Below are 19,885 nucleotides of genomic sequence, written 5' to 3'. Positions count from 1 at the left end.
CTCACACCCGCCACGGCGCGGGCCGCTCGGGGTCGATGCCGTAGGACTCGATCGCCTTCTTCGGAGCGTCGGCGGCGACCTCACCGGTCTTCGCCAGCTCCGTCAACGCCGCCAGCACCACGTGGTGGCGATCCACCTCGAAGAACGAGCGCAGCGTCTTGCGGTAGTCGGAGCGGCCGAAGCCGTCCGTGCCCAGCACGCGGTACGGAGCGTCGATCCAGGGGCGGATCTGGTCCGCGTAGGAGCGCATGTAGTCGGTCGAGGCGATCACCGGCCCGGGACGGCCGCCGAGCTGCTGCTCGATCCAGGTCGTCTTGGCCTCCTCGCCCGGGTGGAACGTGTTCCAGCGGTCGACTTCCATGCCCTCACGGCGCAGCTCGGTGAAGCTCGGGACGCTCCAGACGTCGGACTCGATGCCGAAGTCCTCGCGCAGCAGGTCCGCCCCGGCGATCACCTCGCGCAGGATCGTGCCCGAGCCGAGCAGCTGCACCTTGGCGTTCTCGGCGCCGCGCAACAGGTACAGGCCGCGCAGGATCCCTTCCTCGACCCCCTCCGGCATCACCGGGTGCTGATAGTTCTCGTTCATCAGCGTGAGGTAGTAGAAGACGTCCTCCTGCTCGGTGATCATCCGGCGCAGGCCCTCGTGGATGATCACCGCGAGCTCGAAGTTGTACGTCGGGTCGTAGCTGACGCAGTTGGGGATCGTCGCGCTCATCAGGTGCGAATGACCGTCCTCGTGCTGCAGGCCCTCGCCGTTGAGCGTCGTCCGGCCGGCGGTGCCGCCGAGCATGAACCCGCGCGTGCGGCTGTCGCCGGCGGCCCACGCGAGGTCGCCGACCCGCTGGAAGCCGAACATCGAGTAGTAGATGTAGAACGGGATCGTCGCCACGCCGTGGTTGGAGTAGCTCGTGCCCGCGGCGATCCACGAGGACATGGCGCCGGCCTCGTTGATGCCCTCCTGGAGCACCTGGCCGTGCTTGTCCTCGCGGTAGAACATCAGCTGGTCGCGGTCCTCAGGCGTGTACAGCTGGCCGAGCTGGCTGAAGATGCCGAGCTGGCGGAACATGCCCTCCATGCCGAAGGTGCGCGACTCGTCGGGCACGATCGGGACGACGTGCTTGCCGAGCTGCTTGTCGCGCAGGATCGTGGAGAGGATCCGCACGAAGCTCATCGTGGTCGAGATCTCACGGTCGCCCGTGCCCTCGAGCTGGCTCTTGAAGGCGTCGAGCTCCGGGGTGGGCAGGCTTTGGGCCTTGCGGCGGCGGGCGGGGAGCGAGCCGCCCAGCGCGGCGCGGCGCTCGCGGATGAACTCCGCCTCCGGCGAGTGCTCCGGCGGCTTGTAGAAGGAGAGGTTCTTGACCTGGTCGTCGGTCAGCTCGAGCTCGAAGCGGTCGCGGAACGCGAGCAGCGCCTGCTCGTTCATCTTCTTCTGCTGGTGGGTGATGTTCTGGCCCTCGCCGGCCTCACCCATGCCGTAGCCCTTGATCGTCTTGGCGAGGATCACCGTCGGCTGGCCGTGGTGCTCGGAGGCCGCCTTGTAGGCCGTGTAGACCTTGCGCTGGTCCAGACCGCCGCGGTTGAGCGCCCAGATCTGGTCGTCGGTCATGTCGGCGACCATCGCCCGCAGCTCCGGCTTGGTCCCGAAGAAGTGCTCGCGCACGTAGGCGCCGTTGCGGGACTTGTAGGTCTGGTAGTCGCCGTCGAGCGCCTCGTTCATGCGCGCGAGCAGGTGACCCTCGTGATCGGCCGCGAGCAGTGGATCCCAGCGGGTGCCCCAGATCACCTTGATGACGTTCCACCCGTTGCCGCGGAAGTTCGTCTCGAGCTCCTGGATGATCTTGCCGTTGCCGCGGACCGGGCCGTCGAGGCGCTGCAGGTTGCAGTTGATGACGAAGATCAGGTTGTCGAGGTGCTCGCGGCCGGCCATGGAGATCGCGCCCAGCGACTCGGGCTCGTCCATCTCGCCGTCGCCCATGAAGGCCCAGACCTTGCGGCCCGCGGTCTCGGCGAGGCTGCGGCCCTGCAGGTACTTCATGAAGCGGGCCTGGTAGATCGCCATCAGCGGGCCGAGGCCCATGGAGACCGTGGGGAACTGCCAGAAGTCCGGCATCAGCCACGGGTGCGGGTACGAGCTCAGGCCGGTCTTGAACGCCTCGGTGCGGAAGTTGCGCATCTGCTCCTCGGGGATGCGCCCCTCGAGGAATGCCCGCGCGTACACGCCGGGGCTTGAATGGCCCTGCATGAAGACGAGGTCGCCGCCGTGCTTGTCGCTCGGCGCGTGCCAGAAGTGGTTGAAGCCCGTCTCGTAGAGGACGGCCGCCGACTGGTAGGAGGCGATGTGGCCGCCGAGCTCGGACGAGGTCTTGTTGGCGTTGAGGATCGTCGCGATCGCGTTCCAGCGCACGATGCTGCGTACTCGCCGCTCGAGCGCCTCGTCCACGGGATGAGCGGGCTCGTCCTGGGGCGGGATCGTGTTCAGGTACGGCGTCGTGCCCGCGGGCGCCGGAGCCGCCCCGGTCAGCTGCGCATGCCCGACGACGCGCTCCAGGAGGAACTGCGCCCGCTGCGGGCCGTCACTCGCGACGACGGCGTCGAGCGCTTCCAGCCATTCGCGTGTCTCCTGGGGATCTACCTCGACCTGCGATGCCATGTCCAGCTCCTGATCTCCTCGGTGCGGCCATTGTGGCTCATCAACCCTACCGGGCGTTCTGGAAAACCCGTTCCATGATACGAAATGGAATCGTACGGCATCATCCCGGCATGCTCGGCGTCAATCAGTACGGCAAGGCTGAGACCCATCTTGTCCGCGTGGTGCGCGACGGCGACGTGCACGAGCTGCGCGATCTGCTCGTCTCGGTCGCGCTTTCCGGCGATCTGGACGCGGTCCACCTGGCCGGCGACAACAGCGCGGTGCTGGCGACGGACACGCAGAAGAACACGGTGTACGCGTTCGCGAAGGAACACGGCGTGGGGACGCCGGAGGAGTTCGCGCTGCTGCTTGGACGGCACTTCCTGGGCGGTGCGATCAACCGGGCGCGGGTGCAGGTGGTCGAGGTCGGGTGGGCGCGGCTCGGGGACCACGCGTTCGTGCAGTCCGCGCGCGAGCAGCGGATCGCGGTGGCGATCTGCACGCCCGGCGCCGAGTGGTTCGTGTCCGGGTTGTCGGATCTCGTGGTCTTGAAGACGACCGACTCGGAGTTCCACGGGTTCCCGCGCGATCGCTACACGACCCTGGTCGAGACCTCCGATCGCGTGCTCGCCACGGCCGTGTCGGCGCGCTGGCGCCATGACGGGTCGGCGTCGTTCGACGACGCGCGGCACGCGTTGGTCGACACGTTCGCCGCACACCACTCGCTCTCGTTGCAGCAGACGCTCTACGCGATGGGGTCGGCGGTGCTGGCGGCGTGCGACGCCGTGTCGGAGGTGCGGTTGTCGATGCCCAACAAGCACCACTTCGTGGTCGATCTCTCGCCGTTCGGGCTGACGAACGACAACGAGGTCTTCCACGCCGACGACCGCCCGTACGGGCTGATCGAGGGCGCCGTGCTGCGCGACGACGCCCCCGATCCGGGGCCCTGCTGGGACCCCTACCCCTTGATGTAGCGGTCGAAGAACCGGTTCAGCAGGGCGTTCTGGCGCCGGACGGCGGCCACCGGGTCGCCGGTTCCGACGTCGCTCTCGACCGGATCGAGACCGAGCTGCGGGACGAGCCAGACGTTGTCGGCGAAGCTGTGGTGCGCGCCCTCGGGGAAGTACGCGATCGGCGACGGGCCGCGCGTGCGGTGGCGGAACTCGTCGATCGTCCCGTAGAACTCGACCGGCAGGTTGCCCTGCATGAAGCCGAACGGCCGGTCCAGCCCGCGCTGGACCGCGGGGCCGTAGAGGGCGCCGTCCATGTCGACGCCGGCGCGGATGCGGCGGTCGGCGAGCATCGCGTCGGCGGCGGTCGCGCCGCCGTTGGAGTGGCCGAACGCGCCGATCCGGTCCAGGGCGAGGCGGCCGATCCCGCGCAGCGAGCCGAGCCGCGAGAGCACGAAGCGCATGTCACGCGAGCGGATCGCGATCGTCTCGGCCGAGGCCTGGTCGATCACCGCGGGAACGAGGACGCCGTCGCCGGTGTCGAGGTGGGTCGTGTCGCCCGGGTGGTCCATCCCGACGACGACGTAGCCGTGGCTCGCGAGGTCGGCGGCGTGGGCGCTCTGCAGTGCCGTGGTCTCGCCCTTGCCCGGCGACAGCAGCAGCACCGCGTGGGCGCCGGCGGCGGGCGGGGCGCCCTCGGTGGCGGCGGCGCCGAGCCCGTCGAGCGTGCCGTGCGGGGCCTGGGCCTCGTCCTCCCACGCCGCCTGCTCGACCGCGGTCAGCGTTCTCGCGGGTTGCGCGGCCGGGGCGGCGGCCGGATACCAGATGCGCAGCGGGACGCGGCGCGAGCCGGTGTCGCCCGCGAGCGGCTCGACGCGGAAGTGGTCGGTGAGCGTCGTGTGAGTGAAGCCGACGGGGGCAGAGCCGGTCGGGACCGGTGGCGTGACGGACGCCTCGGCGGCGGAGGCGAGGAGTACCGGGGCGGCGAGCGCGGCGGCGAGGAGGAGCGATTTCATGGTCCTCGCAGCGTCGTGGTCGGCGCCGCGCCCGGCGAGGGAGACACCCCGCCGGGCGTGGTTCCGGAAACGGAACTACCAGCCGCCGCTGGTGTTCGGGGCCGGTCGGCCGATGCCGAGCCAGTTCGCCACGGTCTCGAACGCCGAGTTCGGGATCGCGATCGTGACCGTCTGCGTCGTCGCCAGGCCGACCTGCATCCCGTAGCTCATGCCCTCGGTCTTGTAGCCCGTGACGGAGAGGTCCTGATTGATCTTCCCCGTGTACGACGCCACCGTCTGGTTGATGCCGGGGTTGACCGGCATGTTCAGGTTGGCCTTGCCGGTGATGGCGGTCTGGTCGACGCTGAGCTCGCCGCTGACGAACCCGAGCCCGCCCTTCACGCTCATGCCAGGAGTCGTCTGGTGCGCCGCGTTGGCCTGGCCGACGGAGCCGAAGAATCCGGTCCCCTCGGCCGGACCGACCGTGATCGACGTGTACTCGTCGTCGTGGGCGACAGCGACCGTGCCCCCGAGCCCCCACGTGGCCGTGACGCTCGCCTGCCACCCGCTGGGCGTGGCGTCCGGCGCGGTGGGCGCCGGCTGCTGCGCCACCGGCTCGGGCTGCGCGACGTCGTCCTGCGTGAAGCCGGTGGCGTCGCCCATCGGCGTCGTCGCGGGCAGCGAGCCGGGATCGGCCGGCGTCGTGTCCGTCGTCGTGGGCGCCTGCGCGACGTCGTCCTGCGTGAAACCGGTCGCGTCGCCCATCGCGGTCGTCGCGGGCATCGACGTGTCGGCGGCCGGCGCGGGCGCGACGTCGGGCACCGAGTCGCCCGAATCGGGGTCGAGCCCGCCCGTCTGCGGCTCGGCCGGCGTGGTCTCGTCCTGCGTGAAGCCGGTCGAGTCGCCCAGCGCGGTCGTCGCGGGCATCGACGTGTCCGCGTCCGGTGCGGGCGCGACGTCGGGCACCGAGTCCCGCGAGTCCGGGTCGAGCCCGCCCGTCTGCGGCTCGGCCGGCTCGGCCGGCGTGGTCTCGTCCTGCGTGAAGCCCGTCGCGTCGCCCATCGCGGTCGTCGCGGGCATCGACGTGTCCGCGGCCGGCGCGGGCGCGACGTCGGGCACCGAGTCCCGCGAATCGGGGTCGAGCCCGCCCGTCTGCGGCTCGGCCGGCGCGGTCTCGTCCTGCGTGAAGCCGGTCGCGTCGCCCATCGCGGTCGTCGCGGGCATCGACGTGTCCGCGTCCGCCGGGGGTGCCACGTCGGGCACCGAGTCGCGCGAGTCCGGGTCGAGCCCGCCGGTCTGGGTCTCGCTCGCGGCGGGCGCCGCGTCCGCCGCGTCGCTCGGCGACGAGATGCCGCCGCCCGAGGAGTCGGACGAGCCGATCGAGCTGTCCGTCGAGCTGCCGTACCCGGATGTCTCGCCTGAGGTCGCCGACGCGGCGTGGTCGCTGCCGATGCCGCCGCCATCCGACGAGGACGTGCTCGGGCCCGCCGCGTCCGCGGCGTCGCTGGGCGACGAGATGCCGCCGTCGGACGAGCCGATCGAGCTGCTCGTCGAGCTGCCGTAGCCCGAGGTCTCGCCCGAGTAGCCGCCGTCGCCGGTGGCGCCGGCGTCACTCCCGATGCCGCCGCCGCCCGTGTCCGACGAGCTCGCGGACGGCGCGCCGCCGTCCCAGCCGCCCGGCTCGGCGAGGCTCACCGCCGGGGTCGCCGTGGATGCGGCGAGTGCCGCGCTGACGATCGCCGCCACCGAGCGGCGTCGCCAGGCCTGCAGCCGCAGATCGCGCACACGAGCGTCGAGCTCGTCGCGCGTCGGGCCGCGCTGAATGGACTTCATACAACCTCCCGTCTCGGGCCGCTGCACCCCTGCACGCGGCGCCTCACACCATTGAGTGCCCGCTCAGCCGTGCGTGTAACGGCCGAGCGGGCACTTTTCACGAGCCGGTTACTCGTACTGCAGCGCCTTCAACACATCGAGCTTCGCGGCCCGGCGAGCCGGGACGACGGCGGCGCCGATGCCCGCGATGACGGCGATCGTCGTGAAGCCGAACAGCGTGGTGACCGGGACCGCGATCGGCATGTGCCACTTCGCCATCACCAGCGAGGCGAGCGCGGTGCCGAGCCCGAGGCCCAGCGCGGCGCCGATCAGCGCGGTGATGATGCTCTCGTGCTGGATCATGCGCCGCGTCTGGCGGCGGGTCATGCCGATCGTGCGCAGCATGCCGATCTCCCGGGTGCGCTCGAAGACCGAGAGCACGAGGGTGTTGACCATCCCGAACAGGCTGACGATCACCGAGAAGCCGAGCAGCACGTAGAGCATGGCCAGCATCTGCGCCATTCCCTTGCCCGAGTCCTTGGCGTAGGCGCCACCCGCGTGGAACGTGGCGTCGCCGAAGCCGGCGGCCTTCGCCTCGATCGCCTTGCCGGCCCCGCGGTCGGCGTCGATGAACGTGAGCGCGTTCTTCGGCGCGTCGCCGGACACGGCGTCGAAGCCCTTCCGGCTCATGCTGATGTCGCTCAGCAGCTGGGTCTTCGGCTTGTGCAGGCCGCGGACGACGAGCGTGCGCTTCGTCCCCGACGGCATCGTGATGGTGAACGTGCGGCCGATCGCGAGCCGGTGCTCGGAGGCGTACTCGCTGGTGACGATCGCGCCGTCGGTCCCGAGCTCGGCCAGCGAGCCCTCGGAGCCCTTGACCCAGCGGAAGTCGAAGAAGTGGGCGATCGTGGCCGGGTCGACGCCGGTGATCTTGCGCTCCTTGCCGTCGACGAGGACGGTGGCCGAACGGACCTGCGAGGCCTGCTTGACGCCGGCGACGTGGGCGAGGTCGTCGCCACCCGCGGCACGGAAGGGCATGCCGTCCTTGCCGTCGATGACGTAGGCCGCGTGGACCTCGTCCTCGATGGCGGACGTGTTCGCCTTCGAGAGGCTGGAGCCGAGCACCGCGACGACCGTGACGAGCGTGAGCCCGATCATCAGCGCCGCGGCCGTGGACGCGGTGCGCCCGGGGTTGCGGACGGCGTTGGCCCCGGCCAGCTCACCCGCGACGCCGCCGGCGGCACGCGCCGGCAGGCCGACGAAGCGCGCCAGCGGCCCGACCAAGTGCGGAGCGAGCAGCGCCATCCCGGCGAACGCGCCGAACACCCCGCCGACGAGCAGCGCGACGAGCAACGGCGTGCTGAGCCCGCCCGCGAACATGCCGGCCAGCAACGCGGCCACCGAGGCGGCGACGACGCCGAGGCCGGTCTTGAACGAGTGCGCGGCGAAGCGCGAAGGCGGCAGGGTCGCCCCTTCGCGGACCGCGGCGATCGGCGGGACGCGGGTCGCGCGGCGCGCCGGCAGGATGCTGGCGATCAGCGTGACGAGCGTGCCGACGACGATCGAGACGATGATCGTGCGCGGGGCGATGACGGTGGACGCGGCGGGCAGGTCGACGCCCATGGCGCTGAACAGCGCGACGATGCCCTTGGCGAGGCCGATGCCCGCCAACAGCCCGAGCACGGAGGCGAGCAGGCCGATCACGGCGCCCTCGAGCACGACGGTGCGCATGACCTGCTTGCGCGAGCCGCCGAGCGTGCGCAGCGTGGCGAACTCCCGCGTCCGCTGGGCGACCGTGATCGAGAGCGTGTTGAAGATCACGAATGCGCCGACGAGCAGCGAGATCCCGCCGAAGCCGAGCAGGAAGTACTTCAGGATCGACATCGAGCTGTTGAGCTCGGCGGCGTCGTCGGCGGCCTGCTTGGCGCTGTCCTTGACCTGCAGTCCGCTGGTGACGAGCGGCTGGACCGCGCGGACGAGCTCGGTGGACGACACGCCCTTCTTGGCCGAGATCGAGATCTGGTCGAAGCCGCCTTCGCGGTGGAGCAGCGTCTGCGCCGTCTTGAGGTCCCACGCGGCGATGCTGGCGAAGCCGAGCGAGTCGACGTCGCCGTAGGAGACGGTCCCGGTCAGCGTGAACGCGTGCTTGGTGCCGGCGGTCGAGATCTTGACCGGCTGGCCGAGCTTGAAGTGCTGCTTGGAGAAGGTGCCGGCGTCGATGGCGACCTGTCCCGACCCGGTGGGCCACTTGCCGGACTTGAGCTTGAGCGGGCTGAACTGGCCGTGCGTGGCGTCGTAGCTGCCGCCGACGCTCTCGCGAGCAACGGGCTTTCCGTCGCTCCCGAGGATGTCGGCCGCGTTGGCCTCGTCGGGCGAGACGGCGCCCCCGGCCGCTTGGACCTGGGGCAGCGCCTGGACCTCGGCCAGCAGGCCGGCCGGGATGGGCGCGGTGCCGGACGTCGCGCCCTTGACGACCTCCTTGGTCGAGATGACGGCGTCGGTCTTGTCGTAGGTGGCGGTGAAGAGTCCGTCGAAGGACTTCTGCATCGTGTCGGTGAGGATGTAGGTGCCGCTGACCATCGAGATGCCGATGACGATGGCCAGCGCTGTGAGGACGGCGCGGACCTTGCGGCCCGCGAGGCCCTTGAGGGCGACGGCGATCATCCCGACACCTCCTCGAGCGTCGCCAGGATCTCGTGGGCGGAGGACGGGCCGAGGTCGCGGACGATGTCGCCGGGCGGTGCTTGAGGCGCGCGGTCAGGCCGACGCTCTCGACCACCTGGTCGAGCCACGCCTGATCCGGCTCGACCCCCCGCGAGCTTGAGCGACAGCACGACGTTCTCGGCCGCCGTAGCATCGGGGGCAGGTTGAAGAACTGGAAGCTGAAGCCGATGGGGACGGAGCGCCCCGGCTAGGGAGTCTGCTGGCGTCGCGGGGTGCCTAAAGCGCCACGCGCCTAGGGCGCATCCGGTCTCAGGAACGCCAGCACGGCGAGGATCCGGCGGTTGTCGTCGGCGTCGGCGGGGAGCCCGAGCTTCTCGAAGATCGCCGTGACGTGCTTGCGGACGGCGCGCTCGGTCACGCCCAGCCGCTCGCCGGCGCCCTTGTTGGACCGCCCCTCGGCGACCAGCTCGAGCACTTCGCGCTCGCGCGCCGACAGCGTCGCCAGCCGCCCGCCGTCGAGCGGCGCCGCCAGCAGCTGGTCGACGACCTGCGGGTCGAGCGCGCAGCCACCGGCCGCGACGTGGCGGAGCGTCCGCCCGAACTCGTCGAAGTCGGTGACGCGGTCCTTGAGCAGGTAGCCGAGCCGTTCGGGGCGCTCGGCGAGGAGCCGCAGCGCCGTGCCCGCTTCGACGGTCTGCGAGAGGATCACGATGCCGATCGAGGGATGCGCGGCGCGGATCGCGTGTCCCGCCTGGAGGCCTTCGTCGGTGTGCGTCGGCGGCATGCGGACGTCGACGATCGCGACTTCCGGCCGCCGCTCGTCCACGACCTGCAGAAGCGCTTGCGCGTCGCCGGCCTCCCCCACGACCTCGATCCCGGCGCGACGCACGAGGGCGGCGATGCCCTCGCGCATCAGCAGGTTGTCGTCGGCGATCACGACCCGCATGGCAGCTCCGCCCCGATGACCGTTCCGGCGCCCGGCGGGCTGGTCACGCGCAGGTGGCCGCCGAAGGCCTCGACGCGGTCGCGCAGCCCGTGCAGCCCGGAGCCGGGCGACGGCGCGGCGCCGCCGATGCCGTCGTCGGCGACCTCGATCGCGACGCCGCCGTCGATGCGGATCACGTGGACCGAAGCGGTCCGCGCCTGCGCGTACTTGGCCACGTTCGCCAATCCCTCGCACGCCACGAAATACAGGGCGAGCTCGATGTCGCGCGGCAGGTCGAGCTCGTCGCACGACACCGCGGTCGGCACGGCGGAGCGCGTGGCCAGCGACATCAGGGCCGCGTCGAGCCCATGCTCGAGCACCGCGGGGTGGATGCCGCGGGCCAGCGCCCGCAGCTCCTCCAGCGAGCTGGCGAGCTCGCCGCTCGCGGACACGACCCGCGCCTCGGCCGCCGCGGGGTCGCGGCGGATGTCGGCCTGGATCATCCGGAGCTGCATCGCCACGGCGACCAGCCGCTGCTGCGCGCCGTCGTGCAGGTCGCGCTCGAGCCGGCGCCGCTCGGCGTCGCCCGCGGCCACGAGCCGTTGCTGTGTCGCGCGCGAGTGATCGCGTTCGAGCGCCAGCGACGCGGCGGCCGCCAGGACCTCGACGAGCCCCGGGTCCTCGTCGAGCGCGCTGTCATAGACGAGCGCACCGCCTTCCAGCGGCGCGACCGCGCGGCCCGGTGCGACCGCCGGGGGTTCGCCGTGCACCAGCACGAGGCTCGGATCCCCCGCCGCGCGCGCCAGGCGGGCCTGCAGCTCGTCGCCGCGCAGCGTCCGGATCTCGCCGAACAGGTCGGCGACGCCGCCGCGCGCCAGGCGCGAGCGCAGGAGGCCGGCGAGGAACGCGGCGGGGATCAGCAGGAGCGACAGGACCGCCAACCACGCGAGCGCCTTCGCGTCCGCCGAGTTGGCGACGGCGAAGCACAGCAGGCACGCGATCCCGGCGACGCTCGGCGCCATCGCGCGCCGCCTCGGCGGCGACGCCTGTTTGAAGCGCACGCCGATGACCACCGCGGTGCCGAGGGCCGCGATCACCGTGCACAGGTAGAAGAGCGCCTCGAACACGCGGGCGAGGTCCGCGTCGGCGTGCACGAGCAGCACGTTGCCCTCGCGCACGAGGAACAGGTGCCGCAGCACCTCGGCGACCGTCTGCAGGACGATCACGCCGAGCACGACGCGCTCCGGCGTGCCGTCGATCCGCCCGCCACTCAGGAACGTCAGCAGCAGCGCGATGATCGGGATCGCCCACGCGTCCTCGAGCAGGTCGCCGACCAGTCGCAGCGTGGGGTTCTCGATCTGCGAGAACACCGGCTCGACGAGCAGCCCGAACCCCGTCGCGACCATCAGCGGACCGACGTGGCTGTCCGGGCGTCGCCGCCAGCCGATCAGCCCGCACGCCGCGAACACGCCGCCGGAGAGGCGGAACACCGCGCGGTAGCCCGGAACCTGCTCGTCGGCGAACACGATCGACGCCAGCGCGATCAGCTCCGCGGCGACGACCGCTCCCCAGATCGCTCCCCAGAACGCCGGGCGTCGCGCCGGCGCGGCGAAGCGATGCACCACGGCGATGGCCGACATCGCCCGACACTACTGCGCTCAGGCCACCCCCGCCGCGATCAGCTGCTCCCAGATCACGCCCTGGTCGACCACTTCGACCTCGAGCTTCTCCGCCTTGGTGATCTTGGCCGCGCCCACGTCGGCGCCGGTGATCAGCATGTCGGTGCTGGCGCTGACCGAGGACGCGGTGGTCGCGCCCGCCCGCTCGCACAGCCGCTGGAACGCGGGACGCGGGACCTTCTCGCCCGAGCGGGGATCGCTGATCGAGCCGGTGATGACGACGGTCTTGCCGGCCAGGGGCGCGTCGGAGGCGACCACGGGCGGGAGGTCCTCCTCGCGCACGTCCAACGACACGCCGCGCTCGCGCAGACGCTCCAGCTCGGGCCGCAGCCGGGTCAGGTGCTCGGTCAGCGAGGCGGCGACCTTCGGGCCGATGTCCTCGACCGCGACGAGCTTCTCCTCGCCCGCGTCGGCGACCTCCTCGAGCGAGCCGAACCCCGAGCGGCACAACCGCGCGGCCGTGCCCTCGGAGGCCATCGGGATCGCCAGGCCGATCAGCGCGCGGCGCAGGCCGACATCGCGCGACGCGTCGATCGACTCGACCATCCGCTCCGCGCTGACCTCGCCGATCCGCTCGAACTCGAGCAGCCGCTCCTTCGTCAGGCCGTAGAAGTCGGATGGGCGCTCCAGATCGCCCGCCTCGGCGAGGCGTTCGATCCACACCGGCCCGACCGCCTCGATGTCCGCCGCCGCGCGCGAGGCCCAGTGGATCAGCCGCCGCACCGTCTGCGCGGGGCAGGCCACGTTCGTGCAGAAGAGCTCGCGCGAGTTGCCCTGCTCGGTCAGCGGCTGCCCGCAGGACGGGCACTCCGACGGCGGGACGATCTCGCGCTCGGCGCCCGTCCGCTTGGCCTCGTCGAGGACGCCCGCGACGAACGGGATCACGTCGCCCGCCCGGCGCACGAGCACGGTGTCGCCGATCTTGATCCCCCGCGCGCGGATCACCTCCTGGTTGGCGAGCGTCGCGCGGGTGACGGTGGTCCCGCCCACGAACACGGGCTCGAGCTGCGCGACCGGCGCGATCTTGCCCGTCTTGCCGACGTCCCAGAGGACGTCGGCGAGCACGGTCGTCTTCTCCTCGGCGGCGAACTTGAAGGCCAGAGCTCCGCGCGGCGAGTTCGAGCGGGTGCCCGCGGCCGCGAACGCGTCCCGGCTCGCGAGCCGCAGAACCGCGCCGTCGAGGTCGTAGTCGAGCTCGTTGCGCTCGGCCTCGATCTTGTCGATCACCTCCATGGCGGCCGCGGCGTCGTCGCAGTGCCGCATGTCCGCGGCGGCGAACCCGAGCGTCTTCAGGCCGTCCTCGAGATCGGTCGGAGCGCCCTCGGAGGCGTCGAGGTCGAAGGCGAAGAACTGCAGGTTGCGCCCCGCCACCGCCGCCGGGTCCTTCGCCCGCACCGTCCCCGCGGCGGCGTTGCGCGGGTTGATCAGCGGCTTGTCGGGATGCGCCTCGTTGTACGCGGCGAACGTCGAGCGCAGCATCACCGCCTCGCCGCGCACCTCGACCCGACCGCCGGCGTCGATCGACGGCGGCACCCCGTCCGCCAGCGCCCGCACGAGGACGGTCACGTCGTCCCCGGTCGTCCCGTCGCCGCGCGTGATCGCCCGCGCGAGGCGGCCGTCCTCATAGACGAGCGCGAGCGAGAGGCCGTCGAGCTTGGGCATCACGACCACCGGCTGGCCGGGAAAGCGATCGAAGAACGCCTCGACCTGCTCCGGCTTGGTCGCCTTCTCCAGCGAGAGCATCGGCCGCGAGTGGCGGATCGGCGCGTGCAACACCGACGGCGCGCCCACCTGCTCGAGCGGATTCGGGTCCGGCGCGAGGTCTGGATTGGACTCGATCAGCCCGCGCAGCTCGTCCTCGATCGCGTCGTACTCGGCGTCCGCCACCGAGGGTGACCCGCGGTAGTACGAGTCGCGCAACGCCGTGATCTGGTCGGCGAGGTCCTGGATCCGTTCCTGGACACTCATCGGGCCACCTCCGGGATGCCCGAAACCTGCGGTTGGTCCTGCGGAAGACGCTTATCGGGCTCGCTCACCCACGGCAGGCTACGCGGGACGGCTGACGCCACGCGAACAGCTGCGGCACCGCCGAGACGACGCGCCGGCCGTGGTCGAAGTCGCGATCGCGCGACGGAGCATTGGCGCGATGGGTGTCCGCGGCGAGCGCGATCGCTCCGCAGCGGTCCGCGGCCAGCGCCTGGTGGTCCCCGAGCAGGTCACCCGTGGGCGAGTGCGGCGCGCCGATCGCCGGGTCCCAGGAGTCGTGCGAGAGCCGTTGCCGGTCCCACGTGACGCCGCCGTCGTCCGAGGACGCGAGCCACTCGTCGGCGAAGGTGCCGGACGGGTCCAGACGGCGGTCGAGGAACGACACATGGACGTCGCGTCCGGCGGCGACCACGCTGGGCTGGAACTGATCGGCGCCGCCGGGATCAGCACCCACGTCGACCGGCGCCTGCCAGCTTCCGTCGCCGAAGCGCACGAGCTCCACGTCGGCCTGACCCTCGACCTCGGCGGCGTACGCGAGATAGAGCGCGTCGCGCCCCGCGGCGAGCGAGAGCAACCCGACGTTGCGGAACCCGTCGCCGGGGAAGTGCTGCGGCAGCGGCGCGAAGCGAGCGACCCGGACGGGCGCGGCGGAGCCGCGGGCGACCCACGCCTCGTCGAGCCCGGAGCCGTTCAGCGTGCCCGCGAGCGTGTCCACCCACGCGACGCTGAACTCGCCGTGCCGCCCGGCGACGGCGACGCCGCCGACGTACGGCCCGTACGGGACGCCCGGTGTCGTCGCGTTGGACACCGCGGCGGCGTCATCCCACGTGCGACCGCGATCGTGCGAGCGCCGGCACAGCACGCTCTGGCGGCCGAACGACCCGAGGTCGGTCGTCCGCACCCAGCACGCGAGGACCTCCCGCCGGGTGGCCGCGAGCACGGGCCGGTCGTCGACGCTGTTCGCGGGCGGCGCGGAGAGCGCGACGGGCGACTCCCACGTGCGGTCGCGCAGGACGTCGAAGAACCCGGGGCGCGACCAGCGCCGCAGGACGACCGCGCCGGCCTCGTTCGTGGCCAACAGCACGTCGTCGCCCGAGAACGCCACGGACGGGTTCGCCCCGGACGGAGCGACCGTCCCGAGCCGCAGCCAGCGTTCGCCGCGGTCGAACGACACGGCCGTCGCGATCCCACTGGCGTACGCCTCCGGGTCGGGGAAGACCCGGTAGGCGGCGACGGCCACGCGATCCTGCACATCCACGGCGGGCTGCGACGCCGCGCCGCCGTCGGCGTCGCTGACGACCGACTCCTGACGACCGCGCGGCCGGTCGACATCGGGGATCGCGGCGGCCCGCGGTGCCAGCGTCGCGCGCCCGGTGAAGCCCGGGCTGCCGGTGGAGAAGGAGACCGCGGCGGCCAGGTAGTCGCCGCTCGCGGCCGGGATGTGCACGCTCTCGGCGGGACCGGCGCCCGCCGACACGCCCACGAGCGGGCCCGCCAGCCCGAAGCCGTCGCTGCGGTAGACGTAGAGATCGACGTCCGGCGTGGCGGCATCGACCGCCCCTGTCTCGAGCGACAGCGTGCCCGCGCCGTCGACATGCACCAGCGTCGTGTCGCACACGTCCGCCACCGAGCTGCCGCACGGGGTCAACGTCGCGGGATCGAAGATCGCCGACGTGAGGGCGGTCCGCCCCAGCCAGCTCGCCTCGCCGGCCACGCCGACGGTCAACTCGCGGTCGGCGCCGAAGGCGGACGGCGCGAAGGTGATGACGGCCAGCGCGGACGTGCAGACGCCCGCGGCAAGCCGCCGGACCCGGCCCCAAGGGACCAGTGCCGGTGACGCTGGCATGACGCGGTCCTTTCTCGTGAGACGGCCGGTCGGCGACCGTCGCGTGACCACGGTAACCCCGCTCCAAGCCGCCCCGCAAGGGCCGCTCACAAAGATCAGGGGCGACCCCTGATGCGCGAACGTGTCGATGCGGTGAACACTCCGCTGCATGCCTGGCTCCCTCACCCGCCGGCAGCTGCTGATCCGCACCGGCGGCGCGTCCGTGGCGCTCGTCTGCCTCGGCGCGCTCCCCACCGGCGCCGTCGCCGACCCGGCCGCGCTGACCCCGGCCCGCGCCGCCGCGTACGCCGCGCTGCTGGACGCCATCAATGCGACGCCGGCCTACGAGCTCGCCGATCGCTCCCTCCGGGTCGAGCGCTTCGCCCAGATCTATGCCGACGCGGACGCGAACTTCCGCGCCTACGCCGACACGGCGCTCGACGACTTCGAGGCACACGGCTTCAGCGCCGCGGCACTCGACCTGGCCGGGCTGCCGTACCTCGAGGACAACGACTCGCACACCTTCGCCTTCACGGTCTGAGCCATGAGCACCTACCTGCGCAAGTGCATCGACATCGCCCCGACGGCGATCAGCACCCCCGACCTCAACCCGGCGAACGACTACGCCAAGCTCGTGCTCACGCCCTGGTGGCCCGCGCTGCGCGCGACGACCAGCCACATCCGATTCTGGGCCGACTGGTCGTGGTTCCAGGACGGGCCCGACTTCGAGCCGGGCGGGACGCCGCGCTCGGCGCTGTCGCTCGCGGCGCTCGACGCGCACGTGAAGGCGGCGACGCGCGACGGCCTCGAGGTGATCTTGGTCGTCTATCGCTATCCGCAGTGGGCCAACGACACCCAGGGCATCGTGTTCAACGGCCAGCAGGACAGCGACCTCCAGCCCTGGGACCGGGTCTCCCGCGTGGCCAACTACATCGGTTGGATCGAGGGACGGCTCGCGCGGCCGACCTACAAGGACCTCCGGTATCGCCTGCCGCCGGCCGGGCACGGGCCGTCCAGCCCATGGGCGAAGTGGATGGACTGGCTGTGGGACCGCTACGTCGGACACGCCGACCGCTACGGCCGCGTGGCGGCGTTCGAGGTGACCAACGAGCCGAACCTGCAGGTGTGGCCGCAACGGAGCCAGGTCGACACGACCGACCTCGTCGCCCGCTGGGGCGTCGAGGGGACGCACGTCACGTCGGTCGCGGCGACGGCGGAGATGATGGCCACGCTGGACGCGATCGCGCGCCGGTACGAACGCGGCGCGCTGTGCCTGGGCCCTTCGACGTCCGACAGCGACATCTTCGACGTCCCGCGGAGCACGACGATGTCGCACCGGACCCCCTACACGCCCGCGACGGACACGTTCTGCGAGGCGCTGCTGACCGCGCTCGACGAGCGCGGGTTCACCGGCGGCGACCATTGGATCTGGTCGTTCCACAACTACGCCGACATCGAGCGCGATCAACATCACATCGCCTATCTGCGGCGACTGCTGGTCGAACGGGGCTGGGCAGGACGGCAGTTGGACGGCGGACCTGAGCTGTGGGCCACCGAGGGCGGTTGCCGACCGGCACAGCTCAACGCCACGGCGGGCCGGATCCGGTTGGGGCTTGGGCGCCCGTTGACCGTCGCCGAGCAGCTCGACTATCAGGCGGTGGTCCTGACCGAGGCGCTATCGCGCCACCACCGCGACAAGGGCGACGGACTCGGCGTCGGGCTGATGACGCAGTACACGACCTACGCCGATGGCTTCAACAGCGGCGTGCTCGACGGCAACGGCGTGCCGCGACCGGCGCTCGCCGCGTGGTCCGAGATGCCCGAGTACGTGGCGTCACCCGTGCAGCGGGCCGCCTGGCGGCCGCAGCTCTAGCCCGCCTGCAGTGCGCTCGCGAGGTCGCGGCGCGACCGGATGCCGAGCTTGGCGTAGACGTGGCTGAGCTCGGTCTCCACCGTCTTGACGGTGACGACGAGCGAGCGGGCGATCTCTCGGTTGGCGAGACCCCGGGCGGCCAACCCGGCGACGCGCAGCTCGGCCGGTGTCAGGGCGTCGCGGCCGGACTGGGCGAGCCGGCGCGGGCGGGCGCCGCTCGCCGCCAGCTCCTCGCGTGCGCGCCGGGCGAGCGCCGCGGCACCGCACCGGACCGCGAGGTCCAGGGCCTCGCGCAGCGGCTCGCGCGCCTCGCGGCGGGCGCGTTCGCGGCGCAGGCTCGCGCCGAGGTCGCAGAGCGCGTGGGCGTATTCGAGACGCGCCTCGCCGGCGGCGAGGACGGCGACGGCCGCCCGGCAGCGCCCGATGCGCTCGGGCGCGTCGCCGACCACCGCGAGCACGCGCAGCGCGCGACCGAGCGCGCGCGGCGCGCCGAAGCGCGCGGCGAGTGCCTGTTCCTCGGCGGCGAGGGACTCCGCATCCGGTGCCTCGGCGAGTGCCGCCGCCGAGCGCCACGGGATCAGCGCCGGGCCGTCGATCGCGTCGCGCCGGAGTGCCTGCCCCACGGCCAGGAAGTCCGCGAGCGCGCCGGGCGCGTCATGGCGGGCGAGCCGCAGCCGCCCGCGGGCGTAGCGCAGCTCCGGCGTGCCCGCGGCGTCGCACAGCCCCTCGGCTTCGTCGAGCCGGTCGAGCTCGAGCAGCGCGAGCGCCAGCACCGCGCGGACTCCGAACGCGACCGTCGTGTGCTGTCCGGCGCCGAGCGCCGACCTGGCGTGGACCACGCTCGCCTCCAGATCGCCGCATCGCAGCGCGACCATGGCGTGCCCGGCCTCGGACCGCGCCAGCCCGGGCACCGACCCGAGCCTGCGCGCGTGCGCCCGCGCGCGATCGAGATGCACGCGGGCCAGCGCGAGCTCATCCGACCAAGCCAGCGCGGCGCAGGCGGAGAAGTACGCCGGCGACTCCGGGTCGAGCCCGTCGCCGTCCAGCGCCCGCGTGGCGAGCGCGACGGCGGTCCGCGCGCTCGACGCGCCGCAGGCCGCTTCCGCCGCCCGACAGGCGACGAGAGCGCGGGCGGGGCGTGCGGTCGGCGTGGCCGCGGGGGCGCCTTCGGTGAGACGCGCCGCCACGGCGCGGCCGGCGCCAGGGATCAGCCGCGCACCCGCGTGCAGCTCGGTGGGGTCGGCGTCGCAGAGCTCGAGTGCCTCGTCGGCGCGCCCGTGGGTCACCAGCGCCCGCGCGAGCGCGCTCGTCGTCGCGGTCTGCGGCGCGCCGCACTCGAGCGCCGCCTCGAGCCGCGCGATCTCACGCGCGTCGGCGAGCCGGCGTTCGGCCTCGGCGAGCGAGATCAGGACCTCGCCGCCGTCCGGTACGCCCTCACGCGCGGCGCGCCGCAGGAGCACTGCCGCCTCGCGCGGCTCGCCCTGGGCGAGCGCTCGGCGAGCGGCGGCCGTGAGCGTCTCGACGACCCACGCGTCGGCGGCGGGCTCGCTGCGCAGGAGATGCCGGATCGCGCTCGCCGGACGGGCCGCCGCGCGGGCCGCGCGGGCGTGCCAGAGCCCGCGGCGGGCGTTCGGGACACCCTCGTAGACCGCGCGGGCGACCAGTGGGGGCTCGATCGCGAGCCGGTCCCCGCGGGCGAGCAGGCCGGCCCCGCGCAGCCGGTCGGCGGCCGCCGCGGCGTCATCCGACGCCAGCCCGGCCAGCGTCGCGGCGGCGTGCAGCGTCGCGGACCCGTCGAGCAGCGCGATCGCTTCGGCGAGTAGGCGGGAGTTGCGAGGGAGCCGCGCCAGCCGGCGCTCGACGAAGTCCACGACGCCGGGCGGGACCGCCTCCCGGCGCCGCCGTCGCGCAGCCGCGGCGAACTCGCTCACCAGCAACGCGCGGCCGCCGCTCGCGACGTGGCACGCCCGTGCCTGCGAGCCGTCGACGGCGTTCCCCAGCTCGACGTGCAACAGCGCGGCGACCGCCCGCTCGCTGAGCGGCCGCAGCGCGAGGACCACGGCGTCCTCCAGCAGTGCCGTCTCCCCCGCGAGCACGAAGGCGACGCCGACATGCTCGAGTCGCCGCGCCGCGAAGGCGATCCACTCGAGCGAGGCGCTGTCGCCGTCCTCGAGATCGTCGACGCCGACGAGGACCGGCGCTCGCCGGGCCAGCTCGCGGTTGAGCTCCAGCAGCGTCTGGTAGCGGTCCCCGGGCCCGGACTGCCGCTCGAACAGACGCCGGGCGAGCGCGAACGGATAGCCGCGCTCCCCCAGCTCCCCCCGAGCCGCGACCACGGAAAGGCCGTGGTCGCGCGCCCGCGCGCAGGCCTGCTCGATCAGCTCCGTCCGGCCGCTGCCGGGCGGACCGGTGATCTGCAGCCGGCGCGACCGGCCGGCGCGCGCCATGCGCAGCGCCTTGTCGATCGCGGCAAGCTCGGTGGAGCGTTCCAGAAGCAGATCGGCCATCTCGACGTCCTCAACATGACAACGATCTGAGTCAGGGAAG

The 19,885-nt window shown here is 72.8% G+C and carries 12 protein-coding genes; 3 read left to right on the top strand and 9 right to left on the bottom strand.

Annotated features, from left to right (window positions below):
- Nucleotide 1: 1 nt before the first annotated feature.
- A complete protein-coding gene (gene aceE / locus G569_RS0130505) occupies nucleotides 2-2,650 on the bottom strand; it encodes a pyruvate dehydrogenase (acetyl-transferring), homodimeric type (protein ID WP_028066226.1) in 2,649 nt (882 codons plus the stop codon).
- A 110-nt stretch (nucleotides 2,651-2,760) separates the two neighbouring features.
- Here aceE and pucL point away from each other — a divergent pair, with 110 nt between their 5' ends.
- Nucleotides 2,761-3,603, top strand: coding sequence for a factor-independent urate hydroxylase (gene pucL, locus G569_RS0130500; RefSeq protein ID WP_037500311.1), 843 nt, complete (start codon nucleotides 2,761-2,763; stop codon nucleotides 3,601-3,603).
- Here pucL and G569_RS0130495 read toward each other — a convergent pair.
- From G569_RS0130495 to G569_RS59310, 7 genes are all read right to left on the bottom strand, one after another.
- Nucleotides 3,588-4,595 carry an alpha/beta hydrolase family protein gene (locus G569_RS0130495; RefSeq protein ID WP_028066224.1) on the bottom strand — a complete coding sequence of 336 codons (1,008 nt, stop codon included), beginning with the start codon at nucleotides 4,593-4,595 and terminating at the stop codon, nucleotides 3,588-3,590. The two genes, pucL and G569_RS0130495, sit on opposite strands and share 16 nt — an antisense overlap.
- Before the next feature lie 75 nt (nucleotides 4,596-4,670).
- Nucleotides 4,671-6,407: a hypothetical protein gene (locus G569_RS0130490; RefSeq protein ID WP_028066223.1), complete on the bottom strand. Its 1,737-nt coding sequence runs from the start codon at nucleotides 6,405-6,407 to the stop codon at nucleotides 4,671-4,673.
- A gap of 108 nt (nucleotides 6,408-6,515) precedes the next feature.
- The gene (locus tag G569_RS0130485; protein WP_028066222.1) at nucleotides 6,516-9,050 is read right to left on the bottom strand and encodes an ABC transporter permease; all 2,535 of its coding nucleotides are present in this window, start codon (nucleotides 9,048-9,050) and stop codon (nucleotides 6,516-6,518) included.
- A 292-nt stretch (nucleotides 9,051-9,342) separates the two neighbouring features.
- Nucleotides 9,343-9,996 (bottom strand): response regulator transcription factor, encoded by a 654-nt coding sequence (locus G569_RS0130480; RefSeq protein WP_028066221.1) that lies wholly within the window; start codon nucleotides 9,994-9,996, stop codon nucleotides 9,343-9,345.
- Nucleotides 9,984-11,615, bottom strand: a complete 1,632-nt coding sequence (locus tag G569_RS59315; protein WP_053227199.1) for a sensor histidine kinase — start codon at nucleotides 11,613-11,615, stop codon at nucleotides 9,984-9,986. Before G569_RS59315 ends, G569_RS0130480 begins: the two co-directional genes overlap by 13 nt.
- Before the next feature lie 18 nt (nucleotides 11,616-11,633).
- Nucleotides 11,634-13,622, bottom strand: a complete 1,989-nt coding sequence (gene ligA / locus G569_RS0130470) for an NAD-dependent DNA ligase LigA (RefSeq protein WP_028066220.1) — start codon at nucleotides 13,620-13,622, stop codon at nucleotides 11,634-11,636.
- A 64-nt stretch (nucleotides 13,623-13,686) separates the two neighbouring features.
- Nucleotides 13,687-15,486 carry a hypothetical protein gene (locus tag G569_RS59310; protein ID WP_028066219.1) on the bottom strand — a complete coding sequence of 600 codons (1,800 nt, stop codon included), beginning with the start codon at nucleotides 15,484-15,486 and terminating at the stop codon, nucleotides 13,687-13,689.
- 148 nt (nucleotides 15,487-15,634) lie between these two features.
- Here G569_RS59310 and G569_RS0130460 point away from each other — a divergent pair, with 148 nt between their 5' ends.
- Together G569_RS0130460 and G569_RS0130455 are read left to right on the top strand one after the other, a co-directional pair.
- Nucleotides 15,635-16,006, top strand: a complete 372-nt coding sequence (locus G569_RS0130460; RefSeq protein ID WP_028066218.1) for a hypothetical protein — start codon at nucleotides 15,635-15,637, stop codon at nucleotides 16,004-16,006.
- A gap of 3 nt (nucleotides 16,007-16,009) precedes the next feature.
- Nucleotides 16,010-17,338 (top strand): hypothetical protein, encoded by a 1,329-nt coding sequence (locus G569_RS0130455; RefSeq protein WP_028066217.1) that lies wholly within the window; start codon nucleotides 16,010-16,012, stop codon nucleotides 17,336-17,338.
- Here the strand turns inward: G569_RS0130455 and G569_RS65645 are convergent.
- The gene (locus tag G569_RS65645; protein ID WP_028066216.1) at nucleotides 17,335-19,845 is read right to left on the bottom strand and encodes a LuxR C-terminal-related transcriptional regulator; all 2,511 of its coding nucleotides are present in this window, start codon (nucleotides 19,843-19,845) and stop codon (nucleotides 17,335-17,337) included. The genes G569_RS0130455 and G569_RS65645 overlap by 4 nt on opposite strands.
- Nucleotides 19,846-19,885 lie beyond the last annotated feature (40 nt).

The sequence above is a fragment of the Solirubrobacter soli DSM 22325 genome (genome assembly GCF_000423665.1).
Taxonomy (GTDB): Bacteria; Actinomycetota; Thermoleophilia; order Solirubrobacterales; family Solirubrobacteraceae; genus Solirubrobacter; species Solirubrobacter soli.
Note: the sequence above shows the minus strand (reverse complement) of the source record. Positions and strands in the feature narration are given on the sequence as shown.

What these genes read in the sequence shown, in the direction of transcription:
- G569_RS0130455 (WP_028066217.1), top strand. Translation starts at nt 16,010, where the DNA reads ATGAGCACCTACCTGCGCAAGTGCATCGACATCGCCCCGACGGCGATC.
- G569_RS0130480 (WP_028066221.1), bottom strand. Translation starts at nt 9,996, where the DNA reads ATGCGGGTCGTGATCGCCGACGACAACCTGCTGATGCGCGAGGGCATC.
- ligA (WP_028066220.1), bottom strand. Translation starts at nt 13,622, where the DNA reads ATGAGTGTCCAGGAACGGATCCAGGACCTCGCCGACCAGATCACGGCG.
- G569_RS65645 (WP_028066216.1), bottom strand. Translation starts at nt 19,845, where the DNA reads ATGGCCGATCTGCTTCTGGAACGCTCCACCGAGCTTGCCGCGATCGAC.
- pucL (WP_037500311.1), top strand. Translation starts at nt 2,761, where the DNA reads ATGCTCGGCGTCAATCAGTACGGCAAGGCTGAGACCCATCTTGTCCGC.
- G569_RS59310 (WP_028066219.1), bottom strand. Translation starts at nt 15,486, where the DNA reads ATGCCAGCGTCACCGGCACTGGTCCCTTGGGGCCGGGTCCGGCGGCTT.
- G569_RS0130490 (WP_028066223.1), bottom strand. Translation starts at nt 6,407, where the DNA reads ATGAAGTCCATTCAGCGCGGCCCGACGCGCGACGAGCTCGACGCTCGT.
- G569_RS59315 (WP_053227199.1), bottom strand. Translation starts at nt 11,615, where the DNA reads ATGTCGGCCATCGCCGTGGTGCATCGCTTCGCCGCGCCGGCGCGACGC.
- G569_RS0130460 (WP_028066218.1), top strand. Translation starts at nt 15,635, where the DNA reads ATGCCTGGCTCCCTCACCCGCCGGCAGCTGCTGATCCGCACCGGCGGC.
- G569_RS0130495 (WP_028066224.1), bottom strand. Translation starts at nt 4,595, where the DNA reads ATGAAATCGCTCCTCCTCGCCGCCGCGCTCGCCGCCCCGGTACTCCTC.
- aceE (WP_028066226.1), bottom strand. Translation starts at nt 2,650, where the DNA reads ATGGCATCGCAGGTCGAGGTAGATCCCCAGGAGACACGCGAATGGCTG.
- G569_RS0130485 (WP_028066222.1), bottom strand. Translation starts at nt 9,050, where the DNA reads ATGATCGCCGTCGCCCTCAAGGGCCTCGCGGGCCGCAAGGTCCGCGCC.